The following is a 24,995-nucleotide window of genomic DNA, read 5'->3' on the forward strand; positions in this document are numbered from 1 at the left end:
GCCGAGACCACGCCATCTTCGTACCCACAGCACGGGGGGGTGACGACGGCGGCCCGCCGCTCCCCGAGGGAGCGACGGGCCGTCGTCAGCGCTGGCGCGCGGGTCCTGATCCGTGGATCAGAAGCCCATGTCGCCCATGCCGCCGGTCGGGTCGCCGGCCGGGGCCGCCGGGGGCTCCGGCTTGTCGGCGACGACCGCCTCGGTGGTGAGGAAGAGCGCCGCGATGGAGGCGGCGTTCTGCAGCGCGGAGCGCGTGACCTTGACCGGGTCGTTGACGCCGGCGGCGAGCAGGTCCTCGTACTCACCGGTCGCGGCGTTCAGGCCCTCGCCGGCGGGGAGGTTCTTGACCTTCTCCGCCACGACGCCGCCCTCGAGGCCGGCGTTGATCGCGATCTGCTTGAGCGGGGACGAGATCGCCGAGGCGACGATCTGCGCACCGGTCGCCTCGTCACCGTCGAGCTCGAGCTTCGGGAACGCGGCGGCACCGGCCTGCAGCAGCGCGACGCCACCACCGGCGACGATGCCCTCCTCGACGGCAGCCTTGGCGTTGCGCACGGCGTCCTCGATGCGGTGCTTGCGCTCCTTGAGCTCCACCTCGGTGGCCGCGCCGGCCTTGATGACGGCCACGCCGCCGGCCAGCTTGGCGAGGCGCTCCTGCAGCTTCTCGCGGTCGTAGTCCGAGTCCGAGTTGTCGATCTCGCCGCGGATCTGCTTGACGCGACCCTCGATGAGGTCGGCGTCGCCGGCACCCTCGACGATCGTGGTCTCGTCCTTGGTGACGACGACCTTGCGGGCGGTGCCCAGCTCCTCGAGCGTGGCGTTCTCCAGCTTGAGGCCGACGGTCTCGGTGATGACCTGGCCACCGGTGAGGATCGCGATGTCCTGCAGCATGGCCTTGCGGCGGTCGCCGAAGCCCGGGGCCTTGACGGCGACGGACTTGAAGGTGCCGCGGATCTTGTTCAGCGCCAGGGTGGCCAGGGCCTCGCCCTCGACGTCCTCGGCGATGATGAGCAGCGGGCGACCGGCCTTCATGACCTGGTCGAGCAGCGGCAGCAGGTCCTTGACGTTCGAGATCTTGGACTCGACGATCAGGACGTACGGGTCCTCGAGCACGGCCTCCTGGCGCTCCTCGTCGGTGACGAAGTAGCGGGCGAGGAAGCCCTTGTCGAAGCGCATGCCCTCGGTGAGCTCGAGCTCCAGGCCGAAGGAGTTGGACTCCTCGACCGTGACGACGCCCTCCTTGCCGACCTTGTCCAGCGCCTCGGCGATGAGCTCGCCGATCGCGGGGTCGCCCGCGGAGATGCCGGCCGTGGCGGCGATCTGCTCCTTGGTCTCGACCTCCTTGGCGGCGTTGAGCAGCTGCTCGGTGACCGACTCGACGGCCTTCTCGATGCCGCGCTTGACGGCGATCGGGTTGGCGCCGGCGGCGACGACGCGCAGGCCCTCGCGCACGAGCGCCTGGGCGAGCACGGTCGCGGTGGTGGTGCCGTCACCCGCGACGTCGTCCGTCTTCTTGGCGACCTCCTTGACGAGCTCCGCGCCGATCTTCTCGTACGGGTCGTCGAGCTCGATCTCCTTGGCGATGGAGACACCGTCGTTGGTGATCGTGGGGGCGCCCCACTTCTTGTCCAGGACGACGTTGCGGCCCTTGGGGCCGAGCGTGACCTTGACGGTGTCGGCGAGCTGGTTGAGCCCGCGCTCCATGCTCCGACGAGCTTCCTCGTCGAACGCGATGATCTTGGCCATGGGGACTGATCCTCCGCTGGTGGCTGTCAGTGGCCGGCCGGTGCCCGCGACGGACGACCCGCCCGAGCGGCGTTCAGGTCACGCACGCGCGGGGGGCCTCACCTGTCGACCCGAGTACTTCCACGCCCGACCGTCGCGCCCGCCGCCCGAGGGCGACTGTCACTCGACGGTCGAGAGTGCTAAGCCATTATTGGCACTCTCGGCATGAGAGTGCAAGACGTTCGCCCACGGCGTGACCGCGCCCCGGGCGGCCCGGGGCGGGGGCGGGCGATGAGGGCCCCACGACACGAGGGCGGGCCGGTCCGGGGACGACGAAGGCCGGTGCCGCGACGCGTCCGCGCGTCACCGGCACCGGCCTCCCACCGGACCCTCAGAGGGGACGGACCTGCTCCGCCTGCGGCCCCTTCTGCCCCTGCCCGACCTCGAACTCGACCTGCTGACCCTCGTCGAGGGTGCGGTACCCGTCGGACTGGATGGCGCTGTAGTGGACGAACAGGTCCTGGCCGCCCGCGACCGGGGTGATGAACCCGTACCCCTTCTCCGCGTTGAACCACTTGACGGTGCCCTGGGCCATGTACCTCTCCTTGTGCATCTTCGCCCGCAGGGCCGGCGCCCTACGGTGCCGCGAGCCTAGTGGCGCGCGTCGCACCGAGGGAAGGACTTGTGTCCGGAGTGTCGGATATGACCGTTCCGTTGCTCATTCCTCGGGACGGCCGGGAATCACTCGGCGACGGCAAGCTCTTCGTTGACGACGACGATCACGTCGCCGTCCCCGAGCGCCTGCTCGGAGGTCTCCTCGGCCGGGACGCCCAGGATCGCCGCCACCGCCGCCGCCGTGTCCTCGCGGCCCGCCACGTACCAGACGACGTTCGCCGTCTGGCCCGAGTCGTCCGGGTAGTTGTCGGCCTGCACCGTCGTGAAGCCCTGCGCCTCGAGAGCCTCGGCGCCGCGGCCGGCCTCGCCGCTGGGCCCGCCGTCGTTCAGCACGCGCACGTACGCGCTGGTGTCGGCGGCGTCCACGAGCGCGGCGACGTCCTGGGACGGCTCCTCGCTCGCGTCGTCGGACGGCTCCTCGCTCGACTCCTCGGACGGTTCGTCCGCGGGCTCCTCGGAGGTCTCGTCGGACGCGCCCTCGTCGGTCGCCCCGTCGGTGGCCTCGTCACCCGAGCCGGAGCCCTCGTCGCCGGCCGCCGCGCCGCCGCTCTGCTCCGCGGCGGGGGGCGTGGAAGGCTCTCCGTCCCGCGACAGGAAGGTCACCGCTCCGACGGCGACACCACCGCAGATCACGATCACCAGGAGGAACGGCCACACCGAGCTCCACCCGCTGCGCGGCTCGCGATGCACGCCGACCGGCGTGCCCTCGGGCCCGCGGACGTCGAACTCGTCTGGCGGGTAGGAGTAATGGCTCTTGCTCACGGCGGACAGGGTAGCCGCTCTGCCTGCCGCGAAGTCCAGGCCCTCTCCAACCGGGGCCGGAAATCAGCCCTGTCCGGACGCCCTGTCGTCGGACAGGCGCCGCGCCGACCGGGCGCGCTGACGGCTCGACCGCATCCGTCGCAGCCGCTTGACCAGCATCGGGTCGTGCTCGAGCGCCGCCGGGGAGTCGAGCAGCGCGTTGAGCACCTGGTAGTAACGCGTCGCGGACATGTCGAACAGCTCACGGACCGCCTGCTCCTTGGCGCCCGCGTACTTCCACCACTGGCGCTCGAAGGCGAGGATCTCGCGGTCCCTGTCCGAGAGCTCGCCCGCCCCGTCGCCCGCGGCAGGCGCGTCCGTCGTCGTGCCGGACGCCGACTCGGGGTCCGGCTGGACCTCCTGGACCAGCATCTCGCTCATGACGTCCCAGTATGCGCGACCCACCGCCCAGGACCGACGACGCCGCCGGGCGTGCCGCAAGTCCGGCGGGTCGGTGCGCTAGCGTCGCGGACGTGGACACGACGACGGCCGGCCCGAGCACCCGCCCACCCCTCGAGACGGTGATGGCGCCCGACTGGGCGGCCGCGCTGTCCCACGTCGAGCCGCAGATCCACGCGATGGGCGACTTCCTGCGCGCGGAGGTCGCCGCCGGCCGCACCTACCTGCCCGACGGGCAGAACGTCTTCGCCGCCTTCCGCCGGCCGCTCGCGGACGTCCGGGTGCTCGTCGTCGGCCAGGACCCGTACCCCACCCCGGGCCACCCCATGGGTATGTCCTTCTCCGTGCAGCCGCAGGTGCGGCCGCTGCCGAAGTCGCTCGTCAACATCTTCACCGAGCTCGCCGAGGACGTCGGCGCCCCGCCGCCGACCACCGGGGACCTGTCCCCGTGGGCCGACCAGGGCGTCATGCTGCTCAACCGGGTCCTCACGGTCCGCCCCGGCGCGCCCGCCTCGCACCGGGGCAAGGGCTGGGAGCAGGTCACCGAGGCCGCCATCAAGGCGCTGGTGGCGCGCGGCGGCCCGCTGGTCGCGATCCTATGGGGCCGCGACGCGTCGTCGCTCAAGCCGTGGCTCGGCGACGTGCCCTGCGTGGAGAGCCCCCACCCCAGTCCGCTGTCCGCGTACCGCGGCTTCTTCGGCTCGCGCCCGTTCTCCCGGGTGAACGCGCTGCTCGAGCAACAGGGCGCGGCCCCGGTCGACTGGCACCTGCCCTGACCTCTCGTCGCCCCGAGCAACCCCCGCCGCGGCGGGGGCACAATGACGAGGTGACCACGCAGGCACCCGCAGAGCACCCCGACGGCACCACTCCCACGGCCCCGCGCTGGACGCGGTACGTCGCCATCGGCGACTCCTTCACCGAGGGCCTCTGGGACCCTTACCCGCTCGACGACGGGACCCCCGCGCCCGCCGGCACCGAGTCCACCGCGACGCAGCGCGGGTGGGCCGACCGCCTCGCCGACGCCCTGTCCGCCCGACGCACCGCCGCCGGCGCGGCGCCGCTGCAATACGCGAACCTCGCCATCCGCGGCCGCCTGCTGCACCACATCCTCGACGAGCAGGTCGACGTCGCCCTGGCGGCGAAGCCCGACCTGATCTCCCTCGTCGGCGGCGGCAACGACATCCTGCGGCCGCAGGCCGACATCGACGTGCTCTCCGCCGAGCTCGAAGGGGCCGTGGCGACGATCCGAGCCGCGGGCACCGACGTGCTGATGGGCACGGGATTCAAGGCCGACGGGGCGCTGAGCTGGACGCGCGGCCGCGTCGGCCAGTACAACGCGAACATCTGGACGATCGCCCGGCGCCACGGGGCCCACGTGCTCGACCTGTGGGGCCTGGATCCGCTGTTCGACCTGCGCATGTGGTCGGACGACCGGATCCACCTGACGCCGGAGGGACACCGCCGCGTGGCCGACGCCGCCCTGGTCGGCCTGGGCCTCGCGCCCGAGGACGACACGTACGGCACCCCCCTCGACCCGACGCCGCCGCTGGCGCTCGTCGAGCGCGCGAAGGCGAACACCAAGTGGGCCCGCACGCACGTGGTGCCGTGGGTCCAGCGCCGGATCAGGCACGTCTCCAGCGGGGACGGGCTCTCCCCCAAATGGCCGACGCCGATCGCCTGGCCGCCGTCGGACCGCACGGACTGAGCCGTCGGTCGGGATGGAGCCGCCTGCCGGATTCGAACCGGCGACCGTTCGCTTACAAGGCGAGTGCTCTACCAGCTGAGCTAAGGCGGCGGAAGCGCGGCCCAGCCTACCCGGTCACCTGCGGTGCCGGGCGGCCGGGCCGCGCTCCGGTGCGGGAGGGCGGGCTCAGCCCTCGGATCCGCCGGTGACGGCGTCCAGTGCGCTACGTGTTGCACATCACGAGGTGGCTTGTAGTGTAACGATTCACAGGGGGCAACCACCTCGTGAAGGAGTAGTAAATGGTGCACGCACGACAGCGGATCGCAATACTCACCGCCGTATTCATACTGTCCCTCGGGTTTATCGCCATCGCACCGACCGCAACGGCCCCTTCTGCCGAGGCCAAGAACGTCTGTGGCCAAGCAGATTTCCAGCGCGACGGGCTATACAACGGGTACATCACCCACTCGTGCGATGGCGGCACTACTGTCACATACAAGATCAGCTGCGTAGGACCAGACGTACAGTACACGCACTACTTTGGACCTGCTGGCGAGTCCACGCGTTTTCGAGTCTCATGCGGGCAAGCAAATCCGATCATCGGCCTGAGCACCTACGTGTTTGTGTGACTGGAGAAGATATGAAGACGATCAGAATCGCACTGGCCGGACTCTTCGCATTGGGGACCCTGGCTGTAGCCCAACCAGCAAATGCGGCATCTCTATCGTGCGGCCCCGCGGCACTTGACAACTTCAACGGGCAGGATTACGTGGTCCACTCGTGCTCCGGAAGCGGCACGGTGCGCTACACAGTCAAGTGCACTCCTGGAACTGACGCCATATTCTCCAAGAAGTGGACGGCGCCTGGCGGCAGCCAACTCTTTCCGTTCAGTTGCGGATGGGGAGCAATCATTGGACCTGTTTCCTACGAGGTCATCGGCTAGCTGCTGAAGCGAATCAGGGCACGGGACCCTTCGGCCTCCCACTTTGGGAGCTTACCGAAGCGTTCCGTGCCCTGATCTGCGACCCACGGCATTCAAGAGTCTTCTCTAACCTAACCCTCTGAAGATGCTGCTGCTACGGTATCTGCGAGCGCCCCGGGTTCACTCCACGTCTGGATGCCGATCACTTCTCCGTCGACCAACACGTAGGGCGTCCCGAACCGATCAACCGAGTCGGATATTTCCTTCGTTGCGGAGTACACATACTGGCCGAACGTCGTTCGGGCAGTGCCGTCAGCGATGGCGTCGGCGATGCTCGAGTCCGCGCCGGCCTCCTCCGCGTACGACGCGAGCTGCTCGTCCGTCAGGCCCTCGGAGTTCTCCGCCGGCTGGTTCGCGAAGAGCAAGGCGTTGTACTCGGCGAAGGCCTCCGGCGCCTGGTCCGCGACGTACGCCGACGCCGCGGCCGAGCGCGTGGAGTACTCCGTGCCCTGGGACAGGCGGTCCAGGATCGTCACCGGGTGGTAGACGACCGTGGCGTCGCCGTCGTCGATCATCGTGTCGATGTCGGCGGCGTTGATCTGCTCGAACTGTCCGCAGACGGGGCACATGTAGTCGAGGTAGACGTCGACCACGGGGGCGCCCTCGTTCGTGGAGCCCGCCACCCGGTCGGCGCCGACGGGGATGCCGCCGTCGTCCTGCGCGGTCGCCGGCATCGAGACCTCGGACAGCGGGACCTCGTCGACGGTCTTCTTCTCGCCCTCGCGCAGGATGAACCAGACGACGACGGCGAGCGCCACCAGCGCGGCCGCGAGGACGCTCAGCGTGATGATCCGGTTGCGCTTGTCGCGCTGCTGCTCCTTCTCGCGCAGGGCGAGGGCCTCGGCGCGCGCGGCCTCACGGCGCTGCGCCTTGGTCATGTTCGGGTTCTTCGTCGACATCGTGTCCTCGGGGATCCCTTCGGGCAGGTGCGTGACGGCGGCCCGCGGGCCGCGTCGAGCAGGAGCAGGGCGGTCCCCAGCGTACCCGCGCTACAGCACCTCGGGTGGCCCCTCGAGCGGCCACCAGGTGATCGTCGGGGCGGCGTCCAGGAGCGGCGCAGCCAGCGCCCCGGTGACGACCAGGCACACCACCACGAACGCCAGGGCGCCCCACCTGCCGGGCGCCACGCGGGCGAGGAGCGCCCGGCCGCCCTCGCGCGCCGTGCGTCCGGCCGGGCCGAACCAGGTGGCGGCCAGGGCGATGACCATCGCCAGGGCGAGGAGCGCGTTGAAGACGATGTCCTCGTTCATCCCGCCGACGGACCTGGCCTCGATGTCCGTGCGCGGCACGACGATGAGGTGCCCCGCGCCGAACAGCCACCAGCTCGCGAGCACGGCCAGCCCGGCGGCGCACGCGCCCACCAGGGCGGCCGGGATGACGCCGAGCGCCCCCACGAGCGCGTGCCACGGGAAGAGCAGGGTGGCGACGACGCCGTCCGACCCGCGCACCCCGCGGCGCTCACGCCGGCGGTGCAGCGCGTCGCCCGACGTGGCGACCATGCGGCACACGACGACGATCACCAGGAGCACACCGAACGCGATGAGCGGCCGCGTCGCCGCGAGCGCGACGAGGGGCAGGGCGAGGGCGAACGCGGAGCCGGGGCGCCGCGGGTGCTCCGGCCGCACGTACGGCTCGGGGGCCCGGGGCTCGGCGGGCAGCTCCTGGACGAGCTCCTCGTACCCCTTGTAGCGCACGTCGCCGACGGGGAGCGCGCGGGTGCCCCCGTCCTGCGCCGCGAGGCGGTCCCGCTCGAGCGCGGTCATGGTCTGGGTCGGGTCGCCGGGGTCGCCGGGGTCGACGGCGGGGGTCGCGCCGGTGGCCGGCGCGTAGCTCGCCGGGGGCGGCGGGGGCGGGGGCGGGACGGCCGCCGCGCCGGCCGCGGCCGCGCCGCCGACCGCCTGCGTCGGCAGCCCCACCCGCTGCGTCTCGTCGCCCTGGACGATCCGCTGGGTCGCGTCCGCGTCCGCCGGCGGGCCCTCGGCCGACGCGGCGAGCGCGTCGTCGAGGTCGCGGCGCATCGCCCGGACCACGTCCGTGGGCCCCCAGCGCACGCCCGGGTCCGCCTGCAGCGCGCCCGCGAGCGCCCGCGCGGTGCGCGACGGGAGGCCGACGAGGTCCGCCCTCCCCTCGCGGGAACGGCGCAGGACGAGCTCGGTGGGCCGCACGCCGAACGGTGAGCGGCCGGTGGCCGCGAACGCGAGCAGCGCGGCCCAGCTCCACCAGTCGGTGTGCTCGGCGGGGTCGCCACCGTCGAGCAGGTCGGGCGCGATGTAGCCGGGGGTCCCCATGACGAACCCGGTCGAGGTGGTGCGGGCGTCCCCCGGGCCCTGGGCGATGCCGAAGTCGATGAGGACGGGGCCGGCCGCCGTGACCATGACGTTGGAGGGCTTGAGGTCGCGGTGCACGACGCCGGCGGCGTGCACGGCCTCGAGCGCGTCGGCGAGCTGGTCGGCCAGGGAGAACAGGTCGGCGGCGTCGAGCGGGCCGCGCGCGTCGACCTCGTCCTCGAGCGTCACGCCGTCGACGAGCTCGGTGACGACGAAGGCATAGGGGCCGTCGAGCTCGGCGTCGAGGACCTGGGCGACCGCCGGGTGGCGCAGCCGCTGCAGGGCGGCGGCCTCGCGCCGCAGCCGTTCCCGGCCCGCCGGGTCCGCGTCCACGTGCGCGTGCAGCACCTTGAGCGCGACGGCGTGCCCGCCGCCGTCGACGGCCTCGTAGACCGCTCCCATGGCGCCGCGACCCAGGGCGCGCACCACGGTGTACCCACCGACCTCGGCGCCTGCCGGAAGGCCGGCGTCCTGCCCCGAGCCCGGGACCCGCACCGTGTCGACCTCTCCCATGGGCTCACCGTAGCGGCCGTAGCACGGTGCGGCGCGCCGTGCGAGCGCGGGTGCCGACACGCGTCGCTACAGTGGCGCCAAGAGCGACCTCGCTACCCTGTCCAGGGAAGACGTTGTTCAAAGACTCGTGGAGAGGGCTCCGTTGTCTGGTCAAGGATCGTCAAAGAAATCTGACAGTTCGCCCGGCTACGACCTCGTCGTGGTCGCGAACAGGTTGCCCGTCGATGTCACGGTCGACGCCTCGGGAGGGGTGTCGTGGCAGCGGTCGCCCGGTGGCCTCGTCACCGCCCTCGAGCCCGTGATGCGCGAGGCCGACGGCGCGTGGGTCGGGTGGTCCGGTGCACCCGACCTCGAGCACGAGCCGTTCGAGGCGGACGAGATGCTCCTCGTGCCGGTCACGCTCAGCCGCGCCGAGATCGAGGGCTACTACGAGGGGTTCGCCAACGACACGCTGTGGCCGCTCTACCACGACGTGATCTCCCCGCCCGCGTACCACCGGCAGTGGTGGGACGCCTACCGCCGGGTCAACCAGCGGTTCGCCGAGGCCGCCGCGGCACAGGCGGCCGAGGGCGCGGTCGTGTGGGTGCACGACTACCAGCTCCAGCTGGTGCCGCGGATGCTGCGCGACCTGCGGCCCGACCTGCGCATCGGCTTCTTCGAGCACATCCCGTTCCCCGCGGTGGAGCTGTTCCAGCAGCTGCCGTGGCGGCACCAGATCGTCGAGGGCCTGCTCGGGGCCGACCTCATCGGGTTCCAGCGCGGCGGCGACGCGTCCAACTTCGTGCGGTCGGTGCGCCGGCTGACGAAGCACACGACGCGCGGCCCGATCATCACGGTCAACGACGAGGACGGCCGCCCGGGCCGGCACGTGCGCGCGGCGGCGTTCCCGATCTCCATCGACTCGGCGCACTTCGACCGGCTCGCCCGGTCCCCGGAGGTGCAGGCCCGCGCGAAGGAGATCCGTGCGGACCTCGGCGACCCCGAGGTGATGATGCTCGGCGTCGACCGGCTCGACTACACCAAGGGGATCCGGCACCGCATCAAGGCGTACGGCGAGCTGCTGCAGGACGGCCGGCTCGACGTCGGCCACTGCACGCTCGTGCAGGTCGCCAGCCCCAGCCGCGAGAACGTGGAGGCGTACCAGGAGCTGCGCGAGCACGTCGAGGTGCTCGTCGGGCGGATCAACGGCGAGTTCGGGGAGCTCGGCCACTCGGCCATCCACTACCTGCACCACTCGTACCCGCCCGCGGAGATGGCGGCCCTGTACCTCGCGGCCGACGTCATGCTGGTCACCTCGCTGCGCGACGGCATGAACCTCGTGGCCAAGGAGTACGTCGCCGCCCGGTCGGACGAGCGGGGGGTGCTCGTGCTCTCCGAGTTCACCGGCGCCGCCGACGAGCTCGCCCCGGGGCCGCTGCTGTGCAACCCGCACGACATCGACGGGATGAAGGACATCATCGTGGCGGCCGCCCACATGGACCCCAAGGAGCAGCGCCGGCGCATGCGGCGGCTGCGGCGCAAGGTCGTGGCGGACGACGTCGCGAAGTGGTCGCAGAGCTTCCTCGGCGTCCTGACGGCGATGCCGCCGCGGACGAGCCACGTGTGACCGGGCGGCCCTCGACGGGACCGGCCTCCGGCGGCCACCATGTCCGGGGCCGCGCCGTCCCCGGCCGCGTGCCCGAGCGGCGCCGGCCGGGCGCTGAGCCGGGTGGCCCGCCGCGCGCCGGCGCGACGGTGCCCGGCGCCCCGAACGACGACCTGTGAACGAGGAGCCAGTGAACGACCGACCCACAACCCGCCGCGGTCCCACCGCGGCACCGCCGACGACGTCCGACGCGCTGCGCGCCTTCGCCGGCCCCGCCGCACCGCGCGCACCGCGGTGCGCGCGGCTCGTCGCGCTCGACTACGACGGCACCCTCGCACCCCTCGTCGACGACCCGCTCGCCGCGGTCATGACCCCGGCGGCGCGCGCCGCCGTGGACCGCCTGGCCGCCCTGACCTCCCGGGCGGGCGGCGACGTGCTGCGCCTCGCCCTCGTGTCGGGACGGAACCTCACCGACCTCGCCGGCCGCGCCGGCGTGCCGCCGGGGACCTACCTGGTCGGCAGCCATGGTGCCGAGACCGGCCGGATGACGGCGGACGGCGTGGACGCGGTCCCGCTGCACCTCACCCCGGAGCAGGCGCAGACGCTCGAGCGGCTGCGCGAGGGCATGCAGGACGCCGTCGACGGACGCCGGGGGACGTGGGTGCAGGACAAGCCGAGCGCCGCCGTCCTGCACACCCGGCTGGCCGGCGCCGACGACGCGCGCGCCGCGGCCGCGGACGTCGACGACCTGGCGCACCGTCTGGGGCTGCACGCCATGCACGGCAAGGACGTCGTGGAGGTCGCCGTCGTGCCCACGTCCAAGGGCCTCGCCGTCGAGGCGCTGCGCGACGCGCTGACGGACCGCTCCGACGTGCCCGCGCTCGTGCTCTACGCCGGGGACGACACCACCGACGAGGCGGCGTTCGGCGTGCTCGGCCCCGACGACCTGGGGATCAAGGTGGGGCCCGGCCCCACGGTCGCCGCGCACCGGGTCGAGGACGCCGACGCCCTGGCCGAGGCGCTCGAGCGGCTCGCCGACGCCCTGGAACGGCAGGTCCCGCCCGGCCCGCCGACGCCCGGGTCGGCGCCGTGACGCCGGCCTGACCGCGCTCTGACCGTGCCCTGACCAGCGCGATGACATGACCCACGTCACAGGCATGTACGATCGACCCGCACGCTCCGGCGAGGCTCACGGCGACGTGAGGCGCACCGGACGCGCACGACAACAGAATGTGTCACCGCCGACACGCCAGTCGTGGAAGCAACGGCACCCGTCTACAACGGATCGTCCGGCACGTACCTGCCGGTGGAGGGAACCAACATGGCCACGGTCACTTTCGACCACGCGACGCGCATCTACCCGGGCACCGAGCGCCCCGCCGTCGACCAGCTCAACCTGCACGTCGAGGACGGCGAGTTCCTCGTCCTCGTCGGCCCGTCGGGCTGCGGCAAGTCCACCTCGCTGCGCATGCTCGCCGGTCTCGAGGACGTCAACGGCGGGCACATCTTCATCGGCGACCGCGACGTCACGGACGTCCAGCCGAAGGACCGCGACATCGCGATGGTCTTCCAGAACTACGCCCTGTACCCCCACATGTCGGTGGCGGACAACATGGGCTTCGCGCTGAAGATCGCCGGCACCCCGAAGGCCGAGATCCGCCAGCGCGTCGAGGAGGCCGCGAAGATCCTCGACCTCACCGAGTACCTCGACCGCAAGCCGAAGGCCCTCTCCGGCGGTCAGCGTCAGCGTGTCGCCATGGGCCGTGCGATCGTCCGCCAGCCGCGCGTGTTCCTCATGGACGAGCCGCTGTCGAACCTCGACGCCAAGCTCCGCGTGCAGACCCGTACGCAGATCGCGTCGCTGCAGCGCCGCCTCGGCGTCACGACCGTCTACGTGACGCACGACCAGACCGAGGCGCTCACCATGGGTGACCGCATCGCCGTGCTCAAGGGCGGCCTGCTCCAGCAGGTCGGCACCCCGCGCGAGATGTACGACACCCCGGCGAACGTCTTCGTCGCGGGCTTCATCGGCTCGCCGGCGATGAACATCGCCACGTTCAACGTGGAGGGCGGCGAGGCCCACGTGGGCGCCGCCCGCCTGCCGCTCAAGCGCGAGGCGCTCGACCAGCTCACCGACGCCGACGAGGGCAAGATCGTCGTCGGCTTCCGCCCGGAGGCCCTGAACCGCGTCTCGGAGAACGAGGTGGGCGCCATGCCCGTCGCGGTGGACCTCGTCGAGGAGCTCGGCTCCGACGCGTTCGTCTACGGCACCCTCGTGGGCCCGGCGGCGTCGGAGGCCCACGTGCAGTCCGGCGCCGGCGAGAACCACGTGATCGTGCGCATCGACCCGCGCGACGTCCCCATGAAGGGCGACACCATCCACGTGGCGATCCAGCCGGACCAGGAGCACCTGTTCTCCCCGTCCACCGGCAACCGCCTGGTCTGACCAGCAGGCTGTCGCGCGAACGACGGGCGGGTCCGGCGAGCAGCCGGGCCCGCCCGTCGTCTACGCTGACCTGCGATCCGCCGTCCCGACGACGGCGGGGACCGCGACGGGCGACGCCCGCCGCGCACGACGGACGGAGGCCACGTGGAACAGCTGCAGATCACGTCGGCCACCCCCGACTCCGCGCTGCTGGACCTGCCCTGGCGCGTCCCGCTGGCGGACTGGCCCGCGGACGTCCTCGCCGCCCTGCCGCGCGGCATCTCGCGCCACGTGGTGCGCTTCGTGCGCCTGCACGGGCGCGTGCTCGCCATCAAGGAGATCAGCGAGCAGGTCGCGTTCCGCGAGTACGGGCTGCTGCGCCAGCTGCACAAGCTGGAGATCCCGAGCGTCATGCCCCTCGGCGTCGTCACCGGGCGGGTCGACGACGACGGCGAACCGCTGGAGGCCGCGCTCGTCACCGAGCACCTGGCGTTCTCGCTGCCGTACCGGGCCGTGTTCAGCCAGGCGCTGCGGCCCGACACCGCCGCCCGGCTCATCGACGCGCTCGCCGTGCTCCTCGTGCGCCTGCACCTCGCGGGCTTCTACTGGGGCGACGTCTCCCTGTCCAACACCCTGTTCCGGCGGGACGCCCACCAGTTCGCCGCCTACCTCGTGGACGCCGAGACCGGTGACCTGCACCGCGAGCTCAGTAGCGGCCAGCGCACGTACGACGTCGACCTGGCCCGCACGAACATCATCGGCGAGCTCATGGACCTCGCCGCCGGCGAGCTGCTGGACGACGACGTCGACGAGCTCGCGATCGGGGACGCCCTGGTGTCCCGATACACCGAGCTGTGGGAGGCGCTGACCGGCGTCGAGTCGTTCGCCTCGGACGAGCGCTGGCGCGTCGCGGCCCGCATCGAGCGGCTCAACAACCTGGGGTTCGACGTCGGTGAGCTGTCGATCACCACGGACATCGACGGCACCACGGTGCGCATCCAGCCGCAGGTGGTCGACGCCGGCCACCACTCGCGCCGCCTGTTCCGCCTCACCGGCCTCGACGTGCAGGACAACCAGGCCCGGCGGCTGCTCAACGACCTCGACTCCTACCAGGCCGCGACGGACCGGCAGGAGGACGACCCGCAGCTCGTCGCGCACGACTGGCTGCAGAACGTCTACCACCCGACCATCCGCGCGGTCCCGCGCGAGCTGCGCCGCAAGCTCGAGCCGGCCCAGCTGTTCCACGAGATCCTGGACCACCGGTGGTTCATCTCGGAGCGGGCCGGCCGCGACGTGCCGATGGACGAGACGACGACGTCGTACGTCGAGAACGTGCTGCGGCACCGGCCCGACGAGAAGGCGATCCTCGGCCTCGCCCCCGGCGAGGAGGACCCGGAGCTCGACGACGACCTCGGCTCGGGCCCCGACGCCGCCCCCGAGGACGACCACTTCCACCTCTCGACCTGACCCCGCCCCGGCGCTGTGGGTACACAGTTGGCGTGGATTCCCCGGGGAATCCACGCCAAGTGTGTACCCACAGCGAGCGGCCGGGTCAGCGGCGGGCCTGGGCGACCTCGTACAGGGTGATGCCGGCGGCGACGCCGGCGTTCAGCGACTCGACGTCCGACGAGATCGGGATCGACGCGACGGCGTCGCAGGTCTCCCGCACCAGGCGGGACAGCCCCTTGCCCTCGGACCCGACGACGAGCGTCAGCGGGTCGGTGGCGAACCCCAGGTCCCGCACCTCGCTGTCCCCGCCGGCGTCGAGCCCGACGACGAACACACCCGACTTCTTCAGCTCGGCCAGGGTGCGCGACAGGTTCTTCACCTTGGCCACGGGAACGCGCGCTGCGGCACCGGCCGAGACCTTCCACGCCGAGGCCGTCACGCTCGCGGAGCGACGCTCCGGCACGATCACCCCGTGCGCGCCGAACGCGCCCGCGGAGCGCAGCACGGCGCCGAGGTTGCGCGGGTCGGTCACGCCGTCGAGCGCCACGAACAGGGGCGCCACACCAGCCTGCGCCGCGGCGTCGAGCAGGTCGTCGACGTCGGCGTAGTCGTAGGGGGGCACCTGCGCCGCGACGCCCTGGTGGACCGACCCCTCGGTGAGGTGGTCCAGCTCGGTGCGGGTCGACTCGTGCAGGGTCGCGCCCTTGACCGACGCCAGCTCCAGGATCTCGCGGGTCCGGTCGTCGTGGTCGATGCGGGCCGCGAGGTGCACCGCCGTCACCGGCATGTCGGTGCGCAGCGCCTCCAGCACCGCGTTGCGCCCCGCCACGACCTCGGCGCCACCGGTGGGACGCCGCGTGCCGCGCACCACGCCCTTCGCCGCGCCCTTGCCCGCCTGGGTCTCCTTGCGCTTCTCCGCGGCCACCTTGCGCTTGTGCGCCGGGTGGTAGGTGCGGTCCTCGGCCTTCGGGGTCGGCCCCTTGCCGGCCAGCGCCTTGCGGCCGTGGCCGCCGGTGCCGACCTGCGCGCCCTTCTTGCTGCCGGGCTTGCGCATGGCGCCCTGGCGCCTGGAGTTACCTGCCATGGGGTGGTCCCCCTTCGATCAGTCGTGTCAATGTCGCCCGAGGCTGCGGTTCCGCCCGAGAGCGCGGCTCAGTCGTTCTCGAGCGTCCAGCGGGCGCCGTCGGCGGAGTCCTGCACGACGACGCCGGCCGCGGCCAGCCGGTCGCGGATCGCGTCGCCGGTGGCCCAGTCCTTCGCCGCGCGGGCCGCGGCCCGCGCCTCGAGCTCGGCGGACACGAGGGCGTCGAGCGCCGCGCGCGCCCGCGAGTCGCCCGCCCCCGCGGCCCACTGCGGGTCGGCCGGGTCGAGCCCGAGCACGTCCAGCATCGCACGGAGCGCGACCAGCTCGGTCCTCGCGGTGGTGTCGTCCCGTTCCGCCAGCGCCGAGTTGCCGGCGCGCAGGTGCTCGTGGACCACGGCGAGCGCCGCGGGCACGTTGAGGTCGTCGTCCATCGCGGCGACGAACGCCGGCGGGAGCTCCGCCTTGCGCACCTCCTCGGCGGCGACCGCGCCCACCCGCTCCGTGGCGCGCTCGACGAACCCGGAAAGCCGCTCCCACGTGCTGCGTGCCTCGTCCAGGGTGTCGGGCGACCACTCGAGCATCGACCGGTACTGCACCGCCGCGAGCGCGTAGCGCACGACCGGGGCGGGGACCTGGGCGAGCAGCTCCGAGACGAGCAGCCCGTTGCCGAGCGACTTGCTCATCTTCACGCCCGACTGGGTGACCCAGGCGGAGTGCATCCACCGCTGCGCGAACCCGAACCCGGCGGCGCGGGACTGCGCCTGCTCGTTCTCGTGGTGCGGGAACCGCAGGTCGAGGCCGCCGCCGTGGATGTCGAACGTGTCGCCGAGGTAGCGCTGGGCCATCGCGGAGCACTCGAGGTGCCACCCGGGCCGGCCCCGCCCGAACGGCGTGTCCCAGGCCGCCGTCGCCGGCTCGCCCGGCTTGGGCGCCTTCCACAGCGCGAAGTCGTGCGGGTCCCGCTTGGCGCCGGCGGACTGGCCGTCGTCGTCGGACGGCTCCGGGTTGAGGTCCTCCAGCCGCTGACGCGTCAGCTCGCCGTACGCCGGCCAGGAGCGGACGTCGAACCACACGTCCCCGGGGCCGGTGGTGTAGGCGTGGCCTCGCTCGACGAGGCGCTCCATGAGCGCCGTCATGTCCGGCACGTGGCCCGTGGCCCGCGGCTCGTAGGTGGGCGGCAGCACCCCCAGCGCGTCGTAGGCCCGGGCGAACTCCCGCTCGTACGTGGCGGCGTGCGCCCACCACTCGACGCCGGCCGCGGCGGCCTTGGCGAGGATCTTGTCCTCGATGTCCGTGACGTTGCGCACCAGCGTCACCCGCAGGTCGCTGCGCTCGAGCCAGCGGCGCAGCACGTCGAACGCGACGGCGGGCCGCAGGTGCCCGACGTGGGGTGACGCCTGGACGGTCGCGCCGCACAGGTAGATGCCGACCTCGCCGGGGGTCCGGGGGACGAAGTCGCGCACGTCGCGCGTCGCGGTGTCGTACAGGCGCAGGCTCACCGGTCCAGCCTACCGGCCACCCTCCGGCCCGGGCCCACCCACCAGGGCGGCGACGTGCCGGTGGCCGCGCGCCTCGTACCCCACGACGCTCACCGCGGGCGCGAGCATGAGGACCACCAGGCCGAGCGACGTCGGCGCCCCGGCCTCCACCAGCGCGACGGCGAGGACGACGGTCGCCACTCCCCCGCCCAGGAGGGCCAGGTGCAACCGGTGGACGCGCCGGGCGAGCGACCAGAACAGCAGGTAGTCGACCAGCAGGAACGCGGCCACGGGCACGGCGACGGAGAGCATCACCGCTCCGGGGCCGAGCTCGGTGTGCCCCTCGAGCCCGTACGCCACGACGTGCAGGCCGGCACCCACGGCGGCCAGGGAGGCGTAGAGGGCGATGTGCCCGTACCCCCAGCCGAACGACCGCTCGGGGTGGCGGGCGAGGAGGTCTCCCGCCGGGGTGATGAAGTAGGTCCACCACAGCCCGAAGGTCAGCCCGGTGCCGGCGAGCGCCACGACGGCCGCGTCGAGGCTCCACCCCTGGCCCTCCACGACGGCGGTCAACGACGCCACCGTGCCGATGACGCCCTCGCCGAGGGTGATGATCGCGAGCAGGCCGTACCGCTCGGCGATGTGGTGCGGGTGCCACGGTGTCCCCCGCCGTCCGTCGTCGCCCGAGGGCAGCCGCTCCGCCACCACGGGGCCGGCCGTCTCCACCACGACCAGCAGGGCGCCGAGCGCGAAGAAGGTCCCCACGGACACGGGCGCGACCGCCAGCGCGACCCACCCCACCTGGGCGATCACCAGCGCGCGGGCGTAGGTGAGGCAGACGCGGCGGCACCGCGGCGACTGCCGGGCCGCGCGCAGCCACTGCACGAGCATCGCGAGCCGCATGACTACGTACCCGGCGACCATGACCTCGTTGTGGACCTGATCGCCCTCGTCGATCGAGTGGAACATCTCCGGCAGCCCGAGGGAGAGCACGATGACGCCCGTCATCTGGACCATCGTCGTGACGCGGTACACCCAGTCGTCGGTGTCGAACGCGGACGCGAACCAGGAGAAGTTGATCCACGCCCAGCAGACGGCGAACATCGCGAAGCAGAACCCGACGACGCCGGAGGCGGCGTGCCCCTCGGCGACGAGGTGCGCGGCCTGCTCGCCCGCGACGCCGAACGCCACGACGAACGCGAGGTCGAACAGCAGCTCGAGCGGGGTGGCGGGGCGGTGCGAGTCGCCCGGGTCGCGGCCGGACATGCGGCGCACCCGGGGCAGCGGCGCCGCCGGACGGCTGGACGGGTGGCCCTGGCGGGGGTCGGTCATGGGCTCATGATCGCGGCGGCACACCTCGCGGGCACGCGGCGGCACGCCGGGAGGGGGTGCCTCAGCCGAAGACCCGGCCCTCGCCGCGGTAGGTCGGCACGATGTCGACCACCTCGTCGCCGCGCACGAGGTGCACCTCGGCGAACCGTTCCATGAGCTCGCCGGCCTTCGCGTGGCGCATCCACACCCGGTCCCCGACGCGCAGCGGCCGCGCGCCGGACGACCGGCGCCGCAGCGGCGTCATCACCTCGCCCGCGCCCTCGGGACCGGTGAGCGCCCAGCCGTCCGTCACGACGCGGGGCAGCCGGGAGCGGCCCGCGGGGCCCGAGGCCACGTAGCCGCCGCCGAACGCCGTCGCCCACCCGGTGGCCGGCACGCGGACGACGTCGAGCCCGAAGAAGGCGGCGGGCCGCGGCCGGAACGACCGGTAGCCGTCGAACAGGCCGGGGGTGAACAGGCCGGACCCCGCCGTCACCTCGGTGACGTGCGGGCCCGCGGCAGAGGTCTCGAGCGACCCGGTGCCGCCGGAGTTGACCAGGTCGAGGCCGTGCCCGGCGGCGTCCGCCGCGGCGGCGAGGAGCGCGCCGCGGCGCGAGTCGACGTCGGCGACCGACCACCGCTTCACGACGCGGACCGCCGGGCTGGTGTCGGGCAGGCCCGCCACCTGGGCCTCGTAGAGCATGAGGCCGCGCAGGCGGGCGCCGGGCACGGCCCCGACGCGGGCCGCGAGCGTCGCGACGTCGCCGGGCGTGCGCAGCGGCGAGCGACGGGTCCCGAGGTGCGCCCGCCACCGCCCGAGGCCGACCCGCAGCGACGCGTCGACGTCGAGGCAGACCCGCACCGGCGGTGCCTCGCCGTCACCGGCCGCGAGCGCGTCCCGCAGCGGCACGAGCTGGGCGACGTCGTCGACCATGAGGGTGATCTCGCGCCGTGCCGTGACGTCCTGGGCGAGCCGCGCCAGGGCGTGGCGGTCGACGCTCGGGTAGCCGACGAGCACGTCCCGCACCCCGGTGCCCACCAGCCACAGGGCCTCGGCCACCGAGTACGCCATGACGCCCGTGAACCCCGACGCCAGCGCCCGGTCGAGCAGGGCGCGCACCCGGACGGACTTGCTCGCCAGGCGGACGGGGGCCCCGCCCGCGCGGCGGCGCAGGTCGGCGGCGTTGGCGTCGAAGGCGTCCAGGTCGACGACGGCGACCGGTGCCGGGAGGTGCGCCGTCGCACGTCCCAGCCGCGCGGTGAGGCTCATGGGTCGCACGCTACACCTCGCCCGGGCGGCCCCCACCAGCGCCGACGCCCCTCTCCCGCACGGCACCGGGGGCGTGGCAGAGTGTGCACGGTGAGCCAGAGCACCGTCGCCAGCACACCGCCCTCGTCCGCCGCGGCGCCCGCCGCGCCGCCGGTGCGCACCTGGGGACGCACGGCCTCGTGGCGGCCAGCCCGCCGCGCCGCCCCGCACGACGAGGCGGAGCTCGCCGCCGTCGTCGGGGGCGCCGCCGACGACGGCGTGCGGGTGCGCGCGATCGGCGCCGGCCACTCCTTCACCCCGGCCGCGCAGACCGACGGGCTGCACCTGGACCTGGACGCCCTGGCCGGGATCGAGGCGGTCGTGCCGCAGCCGGACGGCACCTCGCACGTCACCGTGCGCGCCGGGACGCGCCTGCACGTGCTCAACCGCCTCCTGTGGTCCCTGGGGCTGGCGATGCGCAACCTCGGCGACATCGACCGCCAGTCGGTGGCGGGCGCGATCTCCACGGGCACGCACGGCACCGGCGCGCGGCTGGGCGGGCTGGCGACGCAGGTGCGCGGCGTCCGCGTCGTCGGCGCCGACGGGAGCGTGCGCACCGTCGGCGAGGCGGACCCGGCCGGGGCCGCGGAGCGCGAGCTGTTCGAGGTGGCCCGGCTCGGGCTCGGCACCGTCGGGGTGCTGTCGGCGGTGACGCTCGAGGTGGTGCCCGCCTTCTGGCTGCACGCCCGCGAGGAGCCGTGGCCGCTCGAGGCGGTCCTGGAAGACCTGGACGGGTTCGCCGACGACCACGACCACGCGGAGTTCTACTGGTTCCCGGGCACGCGCCGCGCCCTGACGCTGCGCAACGACCGCGCGTCGGCCGACGACGTGGCCGCGCTCCGGGCTCGCCGCTCCGGCGTGCTGGGCACGGTGCGGGGCGCGGCGGCGCGGGCCCGCACCCTGGTGGACGAGGAGGTGCTGTCCAACGGCGCGTTCGGGATGGTCAACCGGCTGGCGGTCGCCGCACCCAGCCTCGTGCCGCGGCTCAACGCGGTGAGCGCGCGGGCCCTGGGCGCGCGCTCGTACGTCGCGCCGTCGCACGAGGTGTTCGTCCATCCGCGACGCGTGCGCTTCGCCGAGATGGAGTACGCGCTGCCGCGCGCCGCGCTGCGCGACGCCCTCGGCGAGCTCGACGGCTGGCTCACCGCCTCCGGCGAGCCCGTCCCCTTCCCCGTCGAGGTGCGCTTCGCCGCCGCGGACGACGTCTGGCTGTCGACCGCGCGCGGGCGCGAGACCGCGTACGTCGCGGTCCACCAGTACGCGGCCATGGCGCGCCACCGCTGGTTCGACGCGGCCGAGCAGATCTTCACGGCGGCCGGCGGCCGCCCCCACTGGGGCAAGCTGCACACCCGCACCGCCGACGACCTCGCCGCCCACTACCCGCTGGCCGACGTCGCCCGCGTCCGCGCCGCCGCCGACCCCGACGGCATCTTCCGCAACGACTACACCGACGCCGTCCTCGGCGTCGCGCACTGACGCGGACGGCGCCCGGTCGCGAGGCCGGCTGGGCCTGGGTGGCGCCGGGACAGCGGTCGGGAGGTCGTGTCGCGAGGCACGCCGCTCGGCCGCTCGTTCCTCGCGCCCTCCTGCCAGACCCAGCCAGCCTCTCGACACGACCTCCCGACCGCTATCCCCTGGGTTGCGGTTGCGGCACGACGAGAGCCGTCGCGATCGCCGCCACGCCCTCGCCGCGGCCGGTGAGGCCGAGCCCGTCGGTGGTGGTGGCGCTGAGGGACACGGGCGCCCCGGCGGCGTCGGACAGCACGGCCTCGGCCTCGGCGCGCCGGGGACCGAGCTTGGGGCGGTTCCCGATCACCTGGACGGCGACGTTGCCGACGTCGAAGCCGGCGTCGCGGACCCGGCGGGCGGCCTCGGCGAGGAGCACCGTGCCGCTCGCGCCGGCCCAGCGCGGCTCGCTCGTGCCGAAGTGGCTGCCGAGGTCGCCGATGCCGGCGGCGGAGAAGAGGGCGTCGGCGGCGGCGTGCGCTGCGACGTCGGCGTCCGAGTGCCCGGCGAGGCCGCGCTCGCCCGGCCAGTGCAGCCCGCCGAGCCAGAGGTCGCGGTCGGTGTCGGCGGCGAACGCGTGCACGTCGACGCCGACGCCGGTGCGGGGCATGCCGGTGGTCACGACTCCTCCTCGACGAGGAGGCCGGCGACGACCAGGTCGCGCTCGGTGGTGATCTTCATGGCGTGCTCGTCGCCGGCGACGACGTGCACGGGCAGGCCGAGGGCCTCGACGAGGCCGGCGTCGTCGGACGCGGCGAGGTGCTCGGCGGCGGCGCGGCCGGCGCCGGCGGCGTGGGCGCGGACCAGCACGTCCCGGTCGAAGCCCTGCGGGGTCTGCACCACGCGGAGCAGGGCGCGGTCCGGTGTCTCGACGACCCGTTCGACGCGAGGCCCGTCGGCGGGCGACGGGTCGCCGTCCGCGTCGGGCGCGACCCGCTTGACCGTGTCGACCATGGGCAGGCCCGGGACGACGGCGGGATGGCCGGTGCGGACCGCGTCGGCGACGCGGCGCACCAGCGCGGGCGGGGCGAGGGGCCGGGCGGCGTCGTGCACGAGGACGACGGTGGTGTCGGCGGGCACGTGGCGCAGCCCGGCGGCCACGGACGCCTGCCGGGTGGTCCCGCCGTCCACGACGCGCACGGGCAGGTCGACGAGGTCGTCGCGGCCGACGACGTCCTGCACGGCGTCCGTGAGGCCGGGCGGGCAGGTGACGACGAGGGCGTCGACCGTGCCGGAGGCGGCGAGCCGGCGTGCGGCGTGCAGCACCAGGGGGAGCCCGCCGAGGTCGACCAGGGCCTTGGGCAGGTCGCGGCCGAGCCGCGTGCCGGAGCCGGCGGCGGTGAGGATCGCGAGCGTCGTCATCGAGGGTGCTCTCCGCGGGGTGCTGGTGCGGGCGGGGCGACCGAGGTCCCGTCAGACGAGTGTCGCCGCGCACCGGTGATGGTGCGCGGCGACACTGGACGGTCCGTCTCGGGCCGGGTCAGGAGGCGAGGACCTCGTCGATGATCGCGGCGGCGCGCTCCTCGTCGACGCCCTCCGCGAGCGCGACCTCCGACTCGAGGATCTGCCGCGCCTTGGCCAGCATGCGCTTCTCCCCCGCGGAGAGGCCGCGGTCGGCGTCGCGGCGCGAGAGGTCGCGCACGACCTCGCCCACCTTGATGACGTCGCCGGAGGCCAGCTTCTCGAGGTTCGCCTTGTACCGGCGCGACCAGTTGGTCGGCTCCTCGGTGTACGGCGCACGCAGCACGTCGAAGACCTTGTCGAGGCCTTCCTGGTCGACCACGTCGCGCACGCCGACGAGGTCGACGTTCTCCGCCGGGACCTCGATCGTCAGGTCGCCCTGGGCGACCTTGAGCTTGAGGTACATCTTCTCTTCGCCACGGATCTTGCGCGTCTTGACCTCTTCGATCAGCGCGGCGCCGTGATGCGGGTAGACAACCGTCTCGCCTACTGTGAACGTCATCTGTAGATGTCCCCTTTCCCAGTGGACGATCCTACCACGCGGCGGTGTCACCCCCGAGGCCTCCGCCGACGCGCCGACCCCGCAGAACGGTACGTCTTCGCAGGTCAGAGAGCTGCCAGCGGGTGGGATCGAAACCTGCGTCACGTCGTCGTTAAGATGGCCCGGGGCCCCCTGCGGGCTCCGACCCCGACTGTCCCGTGCACGCGGCGTGAAGGCACGCCCGCGCCGGCCACGCCCGTGAAGGAGAGCACGTGTCCCGCTCCGCCCGTCCCGCACGTACCGCCGTCGTCGCCACCGGCGCGGTGGCCGCGGCCGCCCTGCTGGCCGCCTGCTCCCCCACGACCACCGTGCTGCCGTACGCGCCGTCGGACGGCGCGCGCGTCAACCTGACCGACTCCGTCCGCGGCATCAACCTCATGGTCGTGTCCGAGGGCGACGGCGCCCCGGGCGCCCTCCTCGGCGCCCTCGCGAACGACTCGGGCGAGGACGTGTCGTTCGAGCTCGCCACCGCGGGCAACGACACGGTCTCCCTCGTCGTGCCCGCCGGGGAGACCGTCTACCTGAGCGCCCCGGACCAGCCCGAGCAGTCCGTCGACGCCCGGCTCGGCGCGATCGACACCTACCCCGGCGGCGAGCTGGACGCGACGCTGTCGGGCGCCGGCGTGGACGAGGAGTTCGGGCTGCCCGTCTTCGACGGCACCCTGCCGGAGTACGCCCCGTACGTGCCGGACGCCCTCGTGTCCTGACCCGCGGCACCGGGCCGCCGGCGCGACCCGGACGCACGATCCCGAACGCACGAGAGGGGCGGACCGCCGACGTGGTCCGCCCCTCTCGTCGTCCCGGCCCGCAGCGGGACCGCAGGCCTCAGCCGTCCTGTCGCGGCCGAGGTCTGCGGTTCCGCTGCGGGCGGGTGCCTCGTCCCTCGGCCCCCACCCTGCGCTGCACCTCCGCCCTCAGCCGAAGCGGCCGGAGACGTAGTCCTCCGTGGCCTTCTCGGCCGGCGAGGAGAAGATCGTCGAGGTGTCGTCCATCTCGATCAGGCGGCCCGGCTTGCCGGTGCCCGCGATGTTGAAGAAGGCGGTGCGGTCGCTGACGCGGGCCGCCTGCTGCATGTTGTGGGTGACGATGACGATCGTGTAGCTCTGCTTGAGCTCGCCGATGAGGTCCTCGATCGCGATCGTGGAGATCGGGTCCAGGGCCGAGCACGGCTCGTCCATCAGCAGCACCTGCGGCTTGACCGCGATCGCCCGCGCGATGCACAGCCGCTGCTGCTGGCCGCCCGACAGGCCCGACCCGGGCCGGTCGAGCCGGTCCTTCACCTCGTTCCACAGGTTCGCCCCACGCAGCGACGACTCGACGAGGTCGTCGGCGTCCGACCGGCTCATCCGGCGGTTGTTGAGGCGGACGCCGGCGAGCACGTTCTCCTTGATCGACATCGTCGGGAACGGGTTCGGCCGCTGGAACACCATGCCCACGGTGCGGCGCACGGCCACCGGGTCCACGTCGGCCCCGTACAGGTCGACGCCCTCGAGCGCGACCGTGCCCTCGACGTGGGCGCCGTCGATCACCTCGTGCATGCGGTTGAGGGTCCGCAGGAACGTCGACTTGCCGCAGCCGGACGGGCCGATGAACGCCGTCACCGACTTCGGCTCGATCGTCATCGTGACGTCCTGCACGGCGAGGAAGTCGCCGTAGTAGATGTTGAGGTCCTTCACGTCGATGCGCTGTGCCATCGTTGCTTCCTTCGGGTCAGCTGCGGTTCTGCGCAGGGTCCGGGGG

Annotated in this window: 22 protein-coding genes and 1 tRNA gene; 8 read left to right on the forward strand and 15 right to left on the reverse strand. The window is 73.4% G+C overall.

Annotated elements, in window-relative coordinates:
- Positions 1-117: 117 nt before the first annotated feature.
- The 4 genes from groL to EYB28_RS17620 form a co-directional block, all read right to left on the reverse strand.
- Positions 118-1,746, reverse strand: a complete 1,629-nt coding sequence (gene groL, locus EYB28_RS17605) for a chaperonin GroEL (protein WP_166850615.1) — start codon at positions 1,744-1,746, stop codon at positions 118-120.
- A gap of 370 nt (positions 1,747-2,116) precedes the next feature.
- Positions 2,117-2,320, reverse strand: a complete 204-nt coding sequence (locus EYB28_RS17610) for a cold-shock protein (protein ID WP_166850618.1) — start codon at positions 2,318-2,320, stop codon at positions 2,117-2,119.
- Between the two features lie 146 nt (positions 2,321-2,466).
- Positions 2,467-3,162, reverse strand: a complete 696-nt coding sequence (locus tag EYB28_RS17615; RefSeq protein ID WP_166850621.1) for a LytR C-terminal domain-containing protein — start codon at positions 3,160-3,162, stop codon at positions 2,467-2,469.
- A 63-nt stretch (positions 3,163-3,225) separates the two neighbouring features.
- A complete protein-coding gene (locus EYB28_RS17620) occupies positions 3,226-3,582 on the reverse strand; it encodes a DUF3263 domain-containing protein (RefSeq protein ID WP_166850624.1) in 357 nt (118 codons plus the stop codon).
- Between the two features lie 92 nt (positions 3,583-3,674).
- Here EYB28_RS17620 and EYB28_RS17625 point away from each other — a divergent pair, with 92 nt between their 5' ends.
- Both EYB28_RS17625 and EYB28_RS17630 read left to right on the forward strand, forming a co-directional pair.
- Complete coding sequence (locus tag EYB28_RS17625) at positions 3,675-4,376, forward strand: uracil-DNA glycosylase (protein ID WP_255461554.1); 702 nt, start codon at positions 3,675-3,677, stop codon at positions 4,374-4,376.
- A gap of 50 nt (positions 4,377-4,426) precedes the next feature.
- Positions 4,427-5,305: an SGNH/GDSL hydrolase family protein gene (locus EYB28_RS17630; RefSeq protein WP_240930624.1), complete on the forward strand. Its 879-nt coding sequence runs from the start codon at positions 4,427-4,429 to the stop codon at positions 5,303-5,305.
- A 14-nt stretch (positions 5,306-5,319) separates the two neighbouring features.
- On the opposite strand, the gene EYB28_RS17635 is transcribed toward EYB28_RS17630, so the two are convergent.
- The 3 genes from EYB28_RS17635 to EYB28_RS17645 form a co-directional block, all read right to left on the reverse strand.
- Positions 5,320-5,395, reverse strand: a tRNA-Thr gene (locus tag EYB28_RS17635).
- Positions 5,396-6,337: 942 nt separating this feature from the next.
- The gene (locus EYB28_RS17640; protein WP_166850630.1) at positions 6,338-7,165 is read right to left on the reverse strand and encodes a thioredoxin domain-containing protein; all 828 of its coding nucleotides are present in this window, start codon (positions 7,163-7,165) and stop codon (positions 6,338-6,340) included.
- Positions 7,166-7,255: 90 nt separating this feature from the next.
- A complete protein-coding gene (locus EYB28_RS17645; protein WP_166850633.1) occupies positions 7,256-9,106 on the reverse strand; it encodes a serine/threonine-protein kinase in 1,851 nt (616 codons plus the stop codon).
- 142 nt (positions 9,107-9,248) lie between these two features.
- On the opposite strand from EYB28_RS17645, the gene EYB28_RS17650 reads away from it, so the two are divergent.
- The 4 genes from EYB28_RS17650 (at position 9,249) to EYB28_RS17665 (ending at position 14,583) form a co-directional block, all read left to right on the forward strand.
- Positions 9,249-10,712 carry a trehalose-6-phosphate synthase gene (locus EYB28_RS17650; protein ID WP_166850636.1) on the forward strand — a complete coding sequence of 488 codons (1,464 nt, stop codon included), beginning with the start codon at positions 9,249-9,251 and terminating at the stop codon, positions 10,710-10,712.
- Positions 10,713-10,881: 169 nt separating this feature from the next.
- A complete protein-coding gene (gene otsB / locus EYB28_RS17655; RefSeq protein WP_240930625.1) occupies positions 10,882-11,784 on the forward strand; it encodes a trehalose-phosphatase in 903 nt (300 codons plus the stop codon).
- Between the two features lie 228 nt (positions 11,785-12,012).
- Positions 12,013-13,137 carry an ABC transporter ATP-binding protein gene (locus EYB28_RS17660; RefSeq protein ID WP_166850642.1) on the forward strand — a complete coding sequence of 375 codons (1,125 nt, stop codon included), beginning with the start codon at positions 12,013-12,015 and terminating at the stop codon, positions 13,135-13,137.
- Between the two features lie 144 nt (positions 13,138-13,281).
- Positions 13,282-14,583: a DUF4032 domain-containing protein gene (locus tag EYB28_RS17665; protein WP_166850645.1), complete on the forward strand. Its 1,302-nt coding sequence runs from the start codon at positions 13,282-13,284 to the stop codon at positions 14,581-14,583.
- Positions 14,584-14,668: 85 nt separating this feature from the next.
- Here EYB28_RS17665 and rlmB read toward each other — a convergent pair whose 3' ends face one another.
- The 4 genes from rlmB to EYB28_RS17685 all read right to left on the reverse strand — a co-directional run bounded on the left by rlmB (position 14,669) and on the right by EYB28_RS17685 (position 19,708).
- Positions 14,669-15,649, reverse strand: coding sequence for a 23S rRNA (guanosine(2251)-2'-O)-methyltransferase RlmB (rlmB, locus tag EYB28_RS17670; protein WP_166850647.1), 981 nt, complete (start codon positions 15,647-15,649; stop codon positions 14,669-14,671).
- Positions 15,650-15,717: 68 nt separating this feature from the next.
- Positions 15,718-17,148 (reverse strand): cysteine--tRNA ligase, encoded by a 1,431-nt coding sequence (cysS, locus tag EYB28_RS17675; protein ID WP_166850649.1) that lies wholly within the window; start codon positions 17,146-17,148, stop codon positions 15,718-15,720.
- A gap of 9 nt (positions 17,149-17,157) precedes the next feature.
- Positions 17,158-18,459 (reverse strand): low temperature requirement protein A, encoded by a 1,302-nt coding sequence (locus EYB28_RS17680; protein WP_240930626.1) that lies wholly within the window; start codon positions 18,457-18,459, stop codon positions 17,158-17,160.
- A 61-nt stretch (positions 18,460-18,520) separates the two neighbouring features.
- Positions 18,521-19,708, reverse strand: a complete 1,188-nt coding sequence (locus EYB28_RS17685; protein ID WP_166850652.1) for an alanine racemase — start codon at positions 19,706-19,708, stop codon at positions 18,521-18,523.
- Between the two features lie 90 nt (positions 19,709-19,798).
- On the opposite strand from EYB28_RS17685, the gene EYB28_RS17690 reads away from it, so the two are divergent.
- On the forward strand, positions 19,799-21,223 hold the full coding sequence (locus tag EYB28_RS17690; RefSeq protein WP_240930627.1) for a D-arabinono-1,4-lactone oxidase: 1,425 nt from the start codon (positions 19,799-19,801) through the stop codon (positions 21,221-21,223).
- A gap of 151 nt (positions 21,224-21,374) precedes the next feature.
- Here EYB28_RS17690 and ispF read toward each other — a convergent pair whose 3' ends face one another.
- The 3 genes from ispF to EYB28_RS17705 form a co-directional block, all read right to left on the reverse strand.
- On the reverse strand, positions 21,375-21,863 hold the full coding sequence (gene ispF / locus EYB28_RS17695) for a 2-C-methyl-D-erythritol 2,4-cyclodiphosphate synthase (protein WP_166852713.1): 489 nt from the start codon (positions 21,861-21,863) through the stop codon (positions 21,375-21,377).
- An 8-nt stretch (positions 21,864-21,871) separates the two neighbouring features.
- Positions 21,872-22,615, reverse strand: coding sequence for a 2-C-methyl-D-erythritol 4-phosphate cytidylyltransferase (gene ispD, locus EYB28_RS17700; protein WP_166850655.1), 744 nt, complete (start codon positions 22,613-22,615; stop codon positions 21,872-21,874).
- A gap of 118 nt (positions 22,616-22,733) precedes the next feature.
- Complete coding sequence (locus EYB28_RS17705) at positions 22,734-23,216, reverse strand: CarD family transcriptional regulator (protein WP_166850658.1); 483 nt, start codon at positions 23,214-23,216, stop codon at positions 22,734-22,736.
- 251 nt (positions 23,217-23,467) lie between these two features.
- On the opposite strand from EYB28_RS17705, the gene EYB28_RS17710 reads away from it, so the two are divergent.
- The gene (locus EYB28_RS17710; RefSeq protein ID WP_166850662.1) at positions 23,468-23,962 is read left to right on the forward strand and encodes a hypothetical protein; all 495 of its coding nucleotides are present in this window, start codon (positions 23,468-23,470) and stop codon (positions 23,960-23,962) included.
- A 207-nt stretch (positions 23,963-24,169) separates the two neighbouring features.
- Here EYB28_RS17710 and pstB read toward each other — a convergent pair whose 3' ends face one another.
- Entirely contained in the window at positions 24,170-24,949 is a 780-nt protein-coding gene (pstB, locus tag EYB28_RS17715; protein ID WP_166850665.1) for a phosphate ABC transporter ATP-binding protein PstB, read from the reverse strand.
- Positions 24,950-24,995: the final 46 nt, after the last annotated feature.

Source organism: Isoptericola sp. BMS4, assembly GCF_011634835.1.
Lineage (GTDB): Bacteria > Actinomycetota > Actinomycetes > Actinomycetales > Cellulomonadaceae > Isoptericola.